Annotated in this window: 12 protein-coding genes; 3 read left to right on the top strand and 9 right to left on the bottom strand. The window is 73.0% G+C overall.

Going from position 1 to position 12,883, the window contains the following annotated elements; all coding sequences use genetic code 11:
• Window positions 1-66: 66 nt before the first annotated feature.
• Both ilvN and KIN34_RS13940 read right to left on the bottom strand, forming a co-directional pair.
• Window positions 67-591 (bottom strand): acetolactate synthase small subunit, encoded by a 525-nt coding sequence (gene ilvN, locus KIN34_RS13945; RefSeq protein WP_214352299.1) that lies wholly within the window; start codon window positions 589-591, stop codon window positions 67-69.
• Window positions 592-593: 2 nt separating this feature from the next.
• Complete coding sequence (locus KIN34_RS13940) at window positions 594-2,444, bottom strand: acetolactate synthase large subunit (RefSeq protein ID WP_214352297.1); 1,851 nt, start codon at window positions 2,442-2,444, stop codon at window positions 594-596.
• 461 nt (window positions 2,445-2,905) lie between these two features.
• Between KIN34_RS13940 and KIN34_RS13935 the strand changes: the two genes are divergently transcribed.
• Window positions 2,906-3,571, top strand: coding sequence for an AMIN-like domain-containing (lipo)protein (locus KIN34_RS13935; RefSeq protein WP_214352295.1), 666 nt, complete (start codon window positions 2,906-2,908; stop codon window positions 3,569-3,571).
• Between the two features lie 19 nt (window positions 3,572-3,590).
• On the opposite strand, the gene KIN34_RS13930 is transcribed toward KIN34_RS13935, so the two are convergent.
• From KIN34_RS13930 to KIN34_RS13910, 5 genes are all read right to left on the bottom strand, one after another.
• On the bottom strand, window positions 3,591-4,580 hold the full coding sequence (locus tag KIN34_RS13930; protein ID WP_214352293.1) for an ABC transporter permease subunit: 990 nt from the start codon (window positions 4,578-4,580) through the stop codon (window positions 3,591-3,593).
• The gene (locus KIN34_RS13925) at window positions 4,577-5,536 is read right to left on the bottom strand and encodes an ABC transporter ATP-binding protein (RefSeq protein ID WP_214353085.1); all 960 of its coding nucleotides are present in this window, start codon (window positions 5,534-5,536) and stop codon (window positions 4,577-4,579) included. The genes KIN34_RS13930 and KIN34_RS13925 overlap by 4 nt, the downstream gene beginning before the upstream one ends.
• Window positions 5,537-5,621: 85 nt before the next feature.
• On the bottom strand, window positions 5,622-6,638 hold the full coding sequence (locus KIN34_RS13920) for an ABC transporter permease subunit (protein ID WP_214352291.1): 1,017 nt from the start codon (window positions 6,636-6,638) through the stop codon (window positions 5,622-5,624).
• Window positions 6,635-7,627, bottom strand: coding sequence for an ABC transporter ATP-binding protein (locus KIN34_RS13915; RefSeq protein ID WP_214352289.1), 993 nt, complete (start codon window positions 7,625-7,627; stop codon window positions 6,635-6,637). The genes KIN34_RS13920 and KIN34_RS13915 overlap by 4 nt, the downstream gene beginning before the upstream one ends.
• Window positions 7,628-7,714: 87 nt before the next feature.
• On the bottom strand, window positions 7,715-8,302 hold the full coding sequence (locus KIN34_RS13910; protein ID WP_214352287.1) for a pyridoxamine 5'-phosphate oxidase family protein: 588 nt from the start codon (window positions 8,300-8,302) through the stop codon (window positions 7,715-7,717).
• Window positions 8,303-8,361: 59 nt separating this feature from the next.
• On the opposite strand from KIN34_RS13910, the gene KIN34_RS13905 reads away from it, so the two are divergent.
• Together KIN34_RS13905 and KIN34_RS13900 are read left to right on the top strand one after the other, a co-directional pair.
• Window positions 8,362-8,820 carry a hypothetical protein gene (locus KIN34_RS13905; protein WP_214352285.1) on the top strand — a complete coding sequence of 153 codons (459 nt, stop codon included), beginning with the start codon at window positions 8,362-8,364 and terminating at the stop codon, window positions 8,818-8,820.
• On the top strand, window positions 8,817-9,140 hold the full coding sequence (locus KIN34_RS13900; RefSeq protein WP_307858264.1) for a winged helix-turn-helix domain-containing protein: 324 nt from the start codon (window positions 8,817-8,819) through the stop codon (window positions 9,138-9,140). The genes KIN34_RS13905 and KIN34_RS13900 overlap by 4 nt, the downstream gene beginning before the upstream one ends.
• Window positions 9,141-9,195: 55 nt before the next feature.
• Here KIN34_RS13900 and KIN34_RS13895 read toward each other — a convergent pair whose 3' ends face one another.
• On the bottom strand, window positions 9,196-10,917 hold the full coding sequence (locus tag KIN34_RS13895; protein WP_214352283.1) for a glycoside hydrolase family 13 protein: 1,722 nt from the start codon (window positions 10,915-10,917) through the stop codon (window positions 9,196-9,198).
• A gap of 212 nt (window positions 10,918-11,129) precedes the next feature.
• On the bottom strand, window positions 11,130-12,845 hold the full coding sequence (ilvD, locus tag KIN34_RS13890) for a dihydroxy-acid dehydratase (protein ID WP_214352281.1): 1,716 nt from the start codon (window positions 12,843-12,845) through the stop codon (window positions 11,130-11,132).
• Window positions 12,846-12,883: the final 38 nt, after the last annotated feature.

The raw sequence follows: 12,883 nt of genomic DNA, 5'->3' as shown, positions 1-12,883 counted from the left end.
GTCTCTCCTTCAGATGGGCTCGCCCGGGGTCCCGGGCGGGTGCTGCGGGGTTCTGGACTTGGTGTATCAGGCGGAGCGCGAGACGCGCTCGAGCGCCCGGTCCGTGATCGAGCGCGAGCCGCGGCCGATGGCCACCGTCCCGGACTGCACGATCTCACGGATGCCGAACGGCTCGAGAGCGGCCAGGAGCGCGTCGAGCTTGCCGGGCGAGCCGGTCGCCTCGATCACGACGCTGTCCGGGACGACGTCGACGACGTGCGCGCGGAACAGCTGGACCACCTCGAGGACGGAGGTCCGCTGCGTGACGTCGGCCTTGACCTTGACCAGCAGCAGCTCGCGCTGGACCGAGGCCGCGTCCTCGAGCTCGACGATCTTGATGACGTTGATCAGCTTGTTCAGCTGCTTCGTCACCTGCTCGAGAGGCAGCTCGTCGACGTCGACGACGACGGTGATGCGGGAGATCTCGGTGTGCTCCGTGGGGCCCACCGCGAGCGAGTGGATGTTGAACGCCCGCCGCGCGAACAGGCCCGCGACGCGCGTGAGCACGCCGGGCTTGTTCTCGACGAGGACGGACAGGGTGTGCCGGCTCATGGTCAGTCCTCCCGGTCCCACGCCGGGCTGATGCCCCGCGCGTACTGGATGTCGTCGTTGCTCACGCCCGCGGCGACCATCGGCCACACCATCGCGTCGCGCGAGACGGTGAAGTCGACCACGACGGGCTGGTCGTCGATCTCGAGCGCGCGCTTGATCGTCGCGTCGACGTCGGCCTTCGTCTCGCACCGCAGGCCCACGCAGCCGTAGGCGTCCGCGAGCTTGACGAAGTCCGGGATGCGGCGCGTGCCGTGACCGGTGTGCAGGTCGGTGTTCGAGTACCGCGACTCGTAGAACAGCGTCTGCCACTGCCGGACCATGCCGAGCGAGGAGTTGTTCACCACCGCGACCTTGATCGGGATCTCGTTGATCGCGCAGGTCGCGAGCTCCTGGTTGGTCATCTGGAAGCAGCCGTCGCCGTCGATCGCCCAGACGGTGCGGTCCGGCTCCCCGACCTTGGCCCCCATGGCCGCCGGGACGGCGTAGCCCATGGTGCCGAGGCCACCGGAGTTGAGCCACGCGTTCGGGCGCTCGTACTTGATGAACTGCGCGGCCCACATCTGGTGCTGCCCGACGCCCGCGACGTAGGTCGCCTCCGGACCGGTGATCTCCCCGATCCGTTGGATCACGTGCTGCGGCGCGAGGTGGCCGTCCGAGGGCTCGTCGTAGCCGAGCGGGAACGTCTCCCGCCACGCGTCGAGCTGGCGCCACCAGGCCTCGAGGTCCGGCTTGCCGTGCTGGCCGTGCTCACGCTCGAGCTCCGGCAGCAGGTCTGCCAGCACCTCCGCGAGGTCGCCGACGATCGGCACGTCGACCGCCTTGTTCTTGCCGATCTCCGCGGGGTCGATGTCGGCGTGCACCACGGTCGCGTTCGGCGCGAACGACGAGAGCTGGCCCGTCACCCGGTCGTCGAACCGCGCACCCAGGGCGACGACGAGGTCCGCCTTCTGCAGCGCCGCGACGGCGGCGACCGTGCCGTGCATGCCCGGCATCCCGAGGTTCTGCGGGTGCGTGTCCGGCAGGGCGCCGCGCGCCATGAGCGTGGTGACGGCGGGCGCGCCCGACGCGTCGACGAGCGCGCGCAGCTGGCGTGCCGCACGGGCGCGGATGACGCCGCCGCCGACGTACAGCACGGGACGACGAGCCGTCGCGAGGAGGCGCGCGGCCTCGCGGATCTGCTTGGCGTGCGGCTTGGTCACCGGGTGGTAGCCGGGCAGCGCGATCTCCTGCGGCCACGCGAAGGTGGTCTGCGCCTGCATCGCCGACTTGGCGATGTCCACGAGCACCGGGCCGGGCCGCCCGGACTCGGCGATGTGGAACGCCTCCGCGATGACGCGCGGGATCTCGTCCGCGTCCGTGACCAGGAAGTTGTGCTTGGTCACCGGCAGCGTGATGCCGACGATGTCGGCCTCCTGGAACGCGTCCGTGCCGATCAGCGACGCGCCCACCTGCCCGGTGATCGCGACGAGGGGCACCGAGTCCATGTTCGCGTCGGCGATCGGCGTGACCAGGTTGGTGGCGCCCGGGCCGGACGTCGCCATGCAGACGCCCACCCGGCCGGTCGCGGCGGCGTAGCCCGTCGCCGCGTGACCGCCGCCCTGCTCGTGCCGGACCAGGATGTGCCGGAGCCGCGTGGAGTCCATCAGCGGGTCGTACGTCGGCAGGATCGCGCCGCCGGGGATGCCGAAGACGACCTCCGCACCGACCTCCTCGAGCGAGCGGACGATCGACTGCGCTCCCGTCACCTTCTCGGCCGCGGTCGTCGGGGTGCTCGGCGCGGGGCGCGCTGCGGCGCTCACGACCGCCGGGCTCACGGGTGTCCGCGGCGGTGCCGGGTGGGGGCCCTGGGCCATCGGTGTCTCCCTGCTGCTGGTGGTGCTCGGCTGGTGCTCGTCGTTCGTGGGACGGGTGCGGGCCGTACCGGCCCGGACAACAGAAAACCCCTCGCGCCGGCTGCTGCCGACGGGTCGAGGGGTGAGCGCGCTGACGAGGCCTGTGCTTGCTGGCCCTAGCCGGCGCGCTCAGGAAGTACTACGAGGATCGTCTGCACGCAGGTGAGGTTACGCCTGAGGACGATGACGTGTCACCTCCCGGCCCGCGCGTCTCACATCGTGGCTCACGTGCCCGCATTCCGGATGACGACGCGAGTGCCGTCGTGTCGCGCAGACCGCCCCGGTCTCCCGACCTAGCCTGGTCGGACGACGAGGAGAGCCCGGGGGGCGCGATGTCGACCGCAGGGACGACCGCAGGGACGACCGCAGGGACGACCGCACGAACGACCGCACTGTGCTCCGTCCGGTGCCGGGCGGCGGGGATGGTGCTCGCGCTGGCGGCGGGTCTCACGCTCGTCGGCTGCGAGGCAGGCGACCCGACCGGGGCCGGCGACGGCCCGACGGCGCCGGCCACCGCACCCTCGTCGGACGGCGCGACGGACCGTGCGACGCCGGCCGAACCCACCCCAGCCGAGCCCACGTCAGCCGAGCCCACGTCAACAGAACCCACGTCAACAGACCCCACGTCAACAGACCCCACGTCAGCCGAGCCGGACGGCGGCCCTTTCGCGGACCCGGGCACCGTCCTCGAGCAGGACGCGGACGGCGGCGTGCTCACGGTGGTGGACGTGCGCACCGGCCGGCACGACGGTTTCGAGCGCGTGGTCTACGAGCTGGCCGGCACGGGGCTGCCGGGATGGCGCGTCGAGTACGTCGAGGAGGCGGTCGACGACCCGAGCGGCGAGGTCGTCGACGTCCCGGGTCCGGCCACGCTGCAGGTCGTCGTGACCGGCACGGCGTACCCGGACGAGACAGGTCACGACGAGCTCGCGCGGGACGTCGCCGGCGCCGGAGCCGTCCTCGAGGTGACCCGCCCCCTGACCTTCGAGGGCGCGTCCCAGTCGTTCGTCGGGCTCGACGAGCGGCGGCCGTTCCGCGTGACGCTCCTGCGCGACCCGGCGCGCGTCGTGCTCGACGTGCGGACCTGACGGGCCGCAGAGAGGTGGCCTAGCCGATGTCGCGCAGCCGGAACGCCAGCGCACCCAGCCCGAGCGCCACGAGAGCCACCCCGAGCAGGACCAGGCCGCCCTGGGCCTGGGTGACCACGTGCTCGACGGTCGTGCACGTCTCGACGCCGGCGGCGTCCGGCGCGCACTCCTCCGTCAGCCAGTAGCCGACGCCCTCGACCCACGCGCCGAGGTTCGTCCCGAGGGTGACGCCGCGGGCCTGGGGGAAGATCGTCGGGAGCGCGCTCTCGACGGCGGCGACCCACCACACGACGACGCCCGCGACGGCGGCAGCGTGGCGCAGCGCGAAGGCGAGGCCCAGCCCCAGCGTCGTCGCCCACAGCCCCGTCGCGAGCGCTCGCCACGTGATCGACGCGAGCTCCTGCGCGGCGTCCGCGCGGTCCGTGCCCAGCGCGCCGTTCCAGGCGAGGACCGCGACGATGCCCAGCGCCGCCGTCCCGAGCGCGAGGACAGCCACCGGCACCGCGGCCGCGAGCGCGGCGACGAGCCTGCTCAGCAGGACCCGGCCGCGCCGCGGGGCGAACGTCAGCCACGTGCTCATGGCACCGGAGGCGAGGTCGGCGCTCACGAGGCTCACGCCCATCACGAGCAGGCCGACCACCAGCACCCAGGTCATCGGCTGCAGCCTGCGCGCGAACGTCTCCGCCAGGGCCGGCCGGTACGGGAGGAACGCCTCGAGCACGGGAGCGGCGAACAGCTCCTCGCAGCTCGTCCCGTCCTCGTCGGCGGGCACGTCGCCCTCGACCTCCTCGCACCGCGCGACCTGCTCGTCGTGGTGCCGCTCGTGGTCGGCCAGCGCCGCGTCGAACGCCACCTGCGCCTCGGCGACCTGCTGCTCGGTGGGCGGCCTCGTGTCGTCCCACGCCGCCACGACGAACCCGAGCGCCGCGACCACGAGCACGAGCGCGGTGCCCCACACGACGGTCCGCGCCCGCACGCGCGCGAGCTCGGCCCGGACCAGCGCGCTCATGCGACGACCTCGTGGTCGTCCGACGTGCGCCCGCGACGACCGCGGCGCTGCGTGCCGCCCGTACCCACGTGCGCGGTGAGCTCGAGGAAGACGGACTCCAGGTCGTCGTGCACCGTGCGCAGGTCGTGGGCGTAGACGCCGCCCCGCGCGAGCACCTCGTTGACCGCGCCGCCGTCGGCGGTCCCGGCGACGACGAGCCCGTCCCCCTCGGGCTGCACCGTCCAGCCCTGCGCGGCGAGCAGCGCCGCCGCCGCGGCGCGGTCCGGGACCAGCACGCGGACCTGGCCGCGGCCCCGGACGAGCGCCGCCACGGTGCCCTCCGCGACGAGCCGCCCGCGCGCGACGATCGAGACCGTGTCGGCGACCTGCTCGACCTCCGCCAGGATGTGGCTGGAGACCAGGACGGTGCGGCCCTCCCCCGCGAGCCGACGCATGGTCGCGCGCACGTCGCGGATGCCCGCCGGGTCCAGGCCGTTCGTCGGCTCGTCGAAGATCAGCAGGTCGGGGTCCTTGAGGAGCGTCGCTGCGATCGCGAGCCGCTGCTTCATTCCGAGCGAGAACCGGCGGAACGGGTCGCGTGCGCGCTCGCGCAGGTCGACGAGCTCGAGGACCTCCTCGACGCGCGCGTGCGGGGTCTCGATCGCGGTGGCCAGCAGCTGCAGGTTGCGCCGCCCCGAGAACATCGGCACGAACTTGGGCTGCTCGACGACGGCCCCGACCCGGCCGACCACGTCCGGGAGCCGCTGCGGCACGGGGACGCCGAACAGCCGCATCTCGCCCGAGTCCGGGGCCGCGAGGCCCAGCAGCATCCGGATCGTCGTCGTCTTCCCCGACCCGTTGGGGCCCAGGAAGCCGTGCACGCCGCCCGCCGGCACGTCGAGGTCCAGGCCCTCCACGGCGACGACCTGCGAGAGGTCGAACCGGCGGTACGTCTTGCGCAGGCCCCTGGTGGAGATGGCCGGTTCCGCGGTGCTGATGCTGCCTCCAGGTTCGTCGTCCCCTGGTGCTTCGGCACGAGGGGGCGACGACCTGAGGCGGGTGTCAGCTCACGTCGCGGCGGCGGAACACCAGGGCGGCCAGTCCGACGAGCACGACGAGCACGATCCCGAGCACCACCGCACCGTGCGCCTGGCTGACGTCGTGGTAGATCGTCTCGCACATGGTGCCGCCGTTGTCCGCGTCGTACTCGCAGCGCTCGATGCCGTACTGCGTGCCGCCGCGCACCCACGCGTCGAGGTTGACCGCGAGGGTGTACGGCTGGAGCTTCGGCGCCTGCACCCGGAGGAAGCCCTCGACGAGCACCGCCCAGCCGAGCAGGACCCCGAGCACCGCCGCCGTGTGGCGCAGGAGGAACCCGAGCGCCGCGCCCGCGACCGCCATGGCGATCGCGACCGCCACGATCCGCAGGCCCATGAGCGTCAGGTTCGCGGGCGTCATCAGGTCCGGACCGGCGCCTGCCTCGTCGACGTAGACGCTCGGGTTCTGCATCGCGTCGTTGAGCCGGAAGCCGAGCCACGAGCCGCCGACCAGCACCACCGTCGCGACGACCACCGTCGGCAGGTAGCCCAGGGCGGTCGCGGTGAGCTTGCTCGTCAGCACCCGGCCGCGCCGCGGGGCGAACGTCAGCCAGTTCCCGATCGCGCCCGTGGAGAACTCGGCCGCGACGAAGCTCGCGCCCATGAGCACGCCGGCCAGCACCAGGACGATCGCCATCCCCGCGACGCCCGACTCGGCCTCGGTGTCGAAGTACTGGCGCCACGGCAGGAAGTCCTCGACCCGCGGCTCCCACTCGCAGCCCCAGTCGAGCGTCGGGTCGCCGGTCGCCTCGCGTTCCGCCTCCTGGCCCTCGAGGCACGAGTCGAGCTGCTCCTGCATCATCTGCTGCTGCTGCTCGAGCTGGTCCTGGGCGCGCTCGTAGTCCTGCTGGCTCGGCGGCCGCGACTCGGTCCAGGCGTTGAGCGGCACGATCACGGCGAACGCGACGGTCGCCGCGGCCAGGACCCACAGCAGGGTCCGGCCGCTCCAGCGGTACAGCTCGGTGCGGATCAGGCGGATCATGCCGCACCTCCCGCCGCGCGCCGGCCGTGCGTGTGCTCGGGGTCCTCGGGTGGCCGGGTCCCCGGCCCCTGCCCGGCGGTCAGCTCCAGGAACACGGACTCCAGGTCCACGCGCACGGGCACGAGCTCGTCCACGTAGAGGCCCTCGCGCGCCAGCACCTCGGTGACGCGCGCACCGCCGGGTGCGCCCTCGACGAGAAGGTGCTGCCCGTCGCGGCGCACGGTCCAGCCCTGGGCCGCCAGGACGTCGCTCGCGGTGCCCGGCACCTCGATGCCCACACGGATGGTGGTCGCGGCCTGCGAGCCGATCAGCTCGGCGACGGTGCCGTGCGCGATCAGCCGGCCCCGCGCGACGATCGAGACCGTGTCGGCGACCTGCTCGACCTCGGCCAGGATGTGGCTCGAGACCAGCACGGTCTTGCCGCGGTCCGCCAGCCCGCGCATGGTCTCGCGGATCTCCCGGATGCCGGCGGGGTCCAGGCCGTTGGTCGGCTCGTCGAAGATCAGCAGGTCCGGGTCCTTGAGCAGGGTCGCCGCGATCGCGAGCCGCTGCTTCATGCCCAGGGAGTAGCTCTTGTACCGGTCGCGGGCGCGGTCGGCCAGGCCGACGTCCGCGAGGACGACGTCGACCAGCTTCGGGTCCGCACCGATGCCGCCCGCGAGCAGGCGCAGGTTGCGCCGCGCGGAGAAGCTCGGGAAGAACTTGGGCTGCTCGACGATCGCCCCGACCCGCCCGACGACGTCCGGCAGCCGCTCGGGCACCGGCTGGTCGAAGACGCGCATGGTGCCCTGGTCCGGCTTCACCAGCCCGAGCAGCATGCGGATGGTGGTCGTCTTGCCTGCCCCGTTGGGGCCGAGGAAGCCGTGCACGCCGCCGACCGGCACGTCGAGGTCCAGTCCCTCGACGGCGACCTGCCGCGACCCGTTCCGCCTCCGGTACGTCTTGCGCAGCCCCCGCGTCGAGACCGCGAGCTCACCTGTGAACGCCACAGAACCCCCTGCTTCCCCTGGCACCGTCGTCGGAGCCGGGGGAACCGTACCGGCCCGAGCCCCCCCGCGGGCGCCGGAACACGCAGGTCAGGACGGGTCGGGCGCGGGACTCGGGTCCATGTCGAACGCCGGGAGCCCGTCGATGCTGGTGCGGTTCTTGAGGCGGCGGTAGTCCGCCCGCCCGTCGACGCCCTTGCGCTCCATGAACTGCGGTAGCAGGTCACGCTCGCCCTCGTAGGACATCAGCGGGACGCCGTAGCCGCACGAGTCGGAGACCCGGTCGACGTCGACCACGACGACCGCGCGCGCCCCGCGTGACTCGTCGACGCCGCCGGGGAACAGCGCCAGGAGCTCGTCGAACCCCTCGTCGTACAGGGTCACGAACCGCCCGCGGCCGTGCAGCCGGACGATGTTCGGCGGGCCGTCGAACGCGCAGAACATGAGCGTGACGCGACCGTTCTCGCGCAGGTGCGCGATCGTCTCGGAGCCGGAGGCGGTGACGTCGACGTAGGCGACCGTGCGGTCGTCGAGCACGACGAACGTGCCCCCGATGCCCTTCGGCGACACGTTCACGTGCCCGTCCGGCCCGCTCGGCGCCGTCGCGACGAAGAACAGGTGCTGCGCCGCGATGAACGCGCGCAGCCGGTCGTCGATCCGCTCGTGCACCTTGCCCATGGCCGTGACGCTACGCGGACAGGCTTGACCGTTCACTTTCCATCTTGGAAACTACTTTCATGACCGCTGATGACCACTCCACCTCCCCGCTCGAGGGACCCACCCCGGAGCAGGCACGCGCGCTGCTCGCCGGTTCCGGCACCGCGTCGGGCGCCCTGCGCGCCCAGGGCGGCGACCGGCGGGCGATCGCGCTCACCGCCTTCGCCGCCACCACGCTGATGTTCTTCGCCGGTCTCGCGTCGGCCGCGCCGGACGACGCCGCCGCCCTGGTGCTGATCGGCCTGTACGTCGTGACCGGGGCGGGTCTGTGGTTCGCGTTCGTGCGCACCGCGCCCGTCGCCAAGCCGGGTGCGGTGCGCCGGTGGTCGCGCGCGGTCGGCTGGTGGGGCGCCGCCTACGGGGTCGCGCTCTTCGTCGGGCTGTCGTCCTTCCGGGCGGCACCCGCGTACTGGTACGTCGCGGCGCTCGTCGTCGCCGCACCGCTCGCCGTCGCGGCCTCACGCGAGGCGCGGGCGTGAGCACGCTGCCCGGCCCGGAGAGCGTCGGGGAGCCCGCACGCGCCCGCCTCGACGACGTGATCCACTCCCCCGTGCGGCTCACGGTCGTGTCCGCGCTCGCCGGGACCGACGAGGCCGAGTTCGCCGCCGTGCGGGACGCCGTCGAGATCAGCGACTCCCAGCTCAGCAAGGCCGTCGCGGTCCTCGAGCAGGCGGGGTACGTGGTGGTCCGCAAGGGCTACGTCGGCAAGCGGCCCCGGACCTGGCTGCGCCTGTCCGACGAGGGCCGCGCGGCCCTGGCCGCGCACCTCGCCGCCCTGCGCACCATCGCGGGGCTGTGACGCCGCGCTCGGGGCTGACGCCGCGCTCGGATATGACGCCGCGCCGGGGGGACGGTCACGGGCGGCGGCGGACGACGAGCGCCTCCCATGGCCGCAGCACCACGGGCGTCTCGACGACGCGCTCGTCGTCGTAGTTGCCCAGCACCACCTGCGCGTCGGTCCACACCGGGTCGACCAGCGCGAGCCGCTCCTCCGCCGTGAAGTTGCCGAGGACCAGCAGCTCCACCTCGCCCAGCCGGCGCGTGAACGCGTAGACGTGCTCGTCGTCGGGCAGCAGCATCGTGAAGTCGCCGAGCGCCACCACGGGCTCGTCGTGCCGCAGCGCGATCAGCCGGCGGTAGTGGTGGAACACCGACCGCGGGTCCGCCCGCTCGGCCTGCGCGTTGACCGTGTCGTGGTTCGGGTTGGCCGCGAGCCAGGGCGTCCCCGTGGTGAACCCCGCGTGGGGCGTGGCGTCCCACTGCACGGGCGTGCGCGCGTTGTCCCGGCTCATCGCGGCGAACGCGGCGAGCAGCTCGCCCTCGCCGCGGTGGGCGCGCGCCTCGGCCAGGTAGTTGAGCGTCTCGATGTCGCGGTAGGCGTCGAACGAGGTCAGGTGCGCGTTCGTCATCCCCAGCTCCTCGCCCTGGTAGACGTACGGCGTCCCCCGGTGCAGGTGCAGGACCGTCGCGAGCATCGTGGCGGACTCGCGGCGGCACCGGCCGTCGTCCCCCCAGCGGGAGACGATGCGCGGCTGGTCGTGGTTGTCCCAGTACAGCGAGTTCCACCCCGTCTCGGCGAGGCCGGCCTGCCAGCGGCCGAAGCTCGCCTTGAGGTCGGTCAGCCGCAGCGGGCGGGGGTCGAACTTGCCGCCCGGCCCGTGGTCCAGGCCCACGTGCTCGAACTGGAACACCATGTCGACCTCGGCGCGCGCCGGGTCCGTGAACAGGCGCGCGTCCTCGAGCGTGACGCCCGGCATCTCACCGACGGTGAGGAACGCCCCCTCCCGGCCGGCGAACACCTCCCGGTGCATCTCCGCCAGGAACTCGTGCACCCGCGGGCCGGACGTGTAGTGCGGGCTGCCGTCGCCCAGCAGCCCGTCGTGCGTGAGGCCGTCGGGCAGCGAACCGTCCTCCTGCACCGTCTTCGAGATCACGTTGATGACGTCCATCCGGAAGCCGTCGACCCCGCGGTCGAGCCACCAGCGCATCATCGCGTAGACGGCCGCGCGGACCTCGGGGTTCTCCCAGTTGAGGTCCGGCTGCTTGCGGCTGAACAGGTGCAGGTAGTACTCGCCGCTCGCCTCGTCGTACTCCCACGCCGGCCCGGAGAAGAAGCTGCCCCAGTTGGTGGGCTCCGCGCCGGGTGCGCCGGGCGCCATCCCCGCTCGCGCCGGGCGCCACCAGTACCAGTCGCGCTTCGGGCTGTCCGGCGACGAGCGCGACTCGACGAACCACGGGTGCTCGTCGGACGTGTGGTTCACGACGAGGTCCATCACGACCTTCATGCCACGCGCGTGCAGCGCCGCGACCACCTCGTCGAGGTCGGCGAGCGTGCCGAACAGCGGGTCGACGTCCTGGTAGTCGCTGATGTCGTAGCCGTTGTCGTCCTGCGGGCTGCGGAAGATCGGCGAGAACCACACCACGTCGACGCCGAGCTCGGCCAGGTGGTCGACGCGCTGGAGCACGCCGCGCAGGTCGCCGACCCCGTCGCCGTCCGAGTCCTGGAAGGACCGCGGGTACACCTGGTACACCACGGCCCGCGTCCACCACGGCGCGTCCTGCTCGCTGAACCCCATGCGACCGACCCTGACCCGCCCCGCCCACCCCCGCAACCCCGCCACCCCCTCCCCGAGCGCGGACGGCACCGCTCGAGCGCGGACGTCGATGGTCCGCGCTCGGCCCACGACGTCCGCGCTCGGCGGTGTGGGTACGTGGGTGGGTGGGTACGTGGGTGGGGTGGGTACGTGGGTGGGGTGGGTGTGTGGGTGCGGGGGGGTGGTGGGTGGGGTTACGTGAGGACGGCGCCTGTGCTCGCGGACTGGACGAGCTTGGCGTACTTGGCCAGGACGCCCCGGGTGTAGACGGGCGGGAGCGGCTGCCACCCCTCGCGGCGTGCCGCGAGCTCGGCCTCGTCGACGAGGAGGTCCAGCCGCGCGTTCGCGACGTCGAGGCGGATGCGGTCGCCGTCCCGGACGAAGGCGACGGGTCCGGCGTCGACCGCCTCGGGGGCGACGTGCCCCACGCACAGCCCCGTCGTGCCGCCGGAGAACCGGCCGTCGGTCAGCAGCAGGGCGTCCTTGCCCAGCCCGGCGCCCTTGATCGCGCCCGTGATCGCGAGCATCTCGCGCATGCCCGGCCCGCCCTTCGGGCCCTCGTAGCGGATCACGACGACGTCGCCCGCGACGATCGTGCCGTCCTCGAGCGCGTCCATCGCGGCGCGCTCGCGGTCGAAGACGCGGGCGGTGCCCTCGAACACGTCGGAGTCGAACCCCGCCGACTTCACGACCGCACCCTCGGGGGCGAGCGAGCCGTGCAGGATCGTGATGCCGCCGGTCCGGTGGATCGGGTTGTCGAGCGCGCGCAGGATCTTGCCGTCGGGGTCCGGCGGGTTCACGTCCGCCAGGTTCTCCGCGACGGTCTTGCCGGTGACCGTGAGGCAGTCGCCGTGCAGCAGGCCCGCGTCGAGCAGCGCCTTCATGATCACCGGCACGCCGCCGATGCGGTCGACGTCGTTCATCACGTAGCGCCCGAACGGCTTGAGGTCGCCCAGGTGCGGGACGCGCTGCGCGACGCGTGCGAAGTCGTCGAGCGTCAGCTCGACCTCGGCCTCGTGCGCGATCGCCAGGAGGTGCAGCACCGCGTTGGTGGAGCCGCCGAACGCCATCACCACCGCGATCGCGTTCTCGAACGCCTCCTTCGTCATGATCTGCCGCGCGGTGATCCCACGGCGCAGCATCTCGACGACGGCCTCGCCGGAGCGGTGCGCGAACTGGTCCCGGCGCCGGTCCGCGGACGGCGGCGCGGCGGAGCCGGGCACGGACATGCCCATCGCCTCGGCGACCGACGCCATCGTGTTCGCCGTGTACATCCCGCCGCAGGCGCCCTCGCCGGGGCAGATCGCCCGCTCGATGCGGTCGACGTCCTCCACGCTCATCAGCCCGCGGGCGCACGCCCCGACGGCCTCGAACGCGTCGATGATCGTCACGTCCTTCTCGGTGCCGTCCGAGAGCTTCACCCAGCCCGGCATGATCGAGCCCGCGTAGAGGAACACGGACGCGAGGTCCAGGCGCGCGGCGGCCATGAGCATGCCCGGCAGCGACTTGTCGCAGCCGGCCAGGAGGACGGAGCCGTCGAGCCGCTCCGCCATCATCACCGTCTCGACCGAGTCGGCGATCACGTCGCGGCTCACCAGCGAGAAGTGCATGCCCTCGTGGCCCATCGAGATGCCGTCGGACACCGAGATGGTGCCGAACTCGAGCGGGTAGCCGCCCGCGGCGTGCACGCCGGCCTTCGCGGCCTTGGCGAGCCGGTCGAGCGAGAGGTTGCACGGCGTGATCTCGTTCCACGAGCTCGCGACGCCGATCTGCGGCTTGGCGAAGTCCTCGTCGCCCAGGCCGACCGCGCGCAGCATCCCGCGCGACGCCGTGGCCTCCAACCCGTCCGTGACCTGCCGCGACCGCGGCTTGATGTCGATCTCCGAGCCCTGCGCGGCCGTGTCCGTCATGCCCCACACGTTAGGAGCGCCGCGCCCCCGCTGCACGT

Source organism: Cellulomonas fulva, assembly GCF_018531375.1.
GTDB classification, from domain to species: domain Bacteria; phylum Actinomycetota; class Actinomycetes; order Actinomycetales; family Cellulomonadaceae; genus Cellulomonas; species Cellulomonas fulva.
The sequence above is the reverse complement of the archived record's forward strand: the minus strand, read 5'-3'. Positions and strand labels throughout refer to the sequence as shown.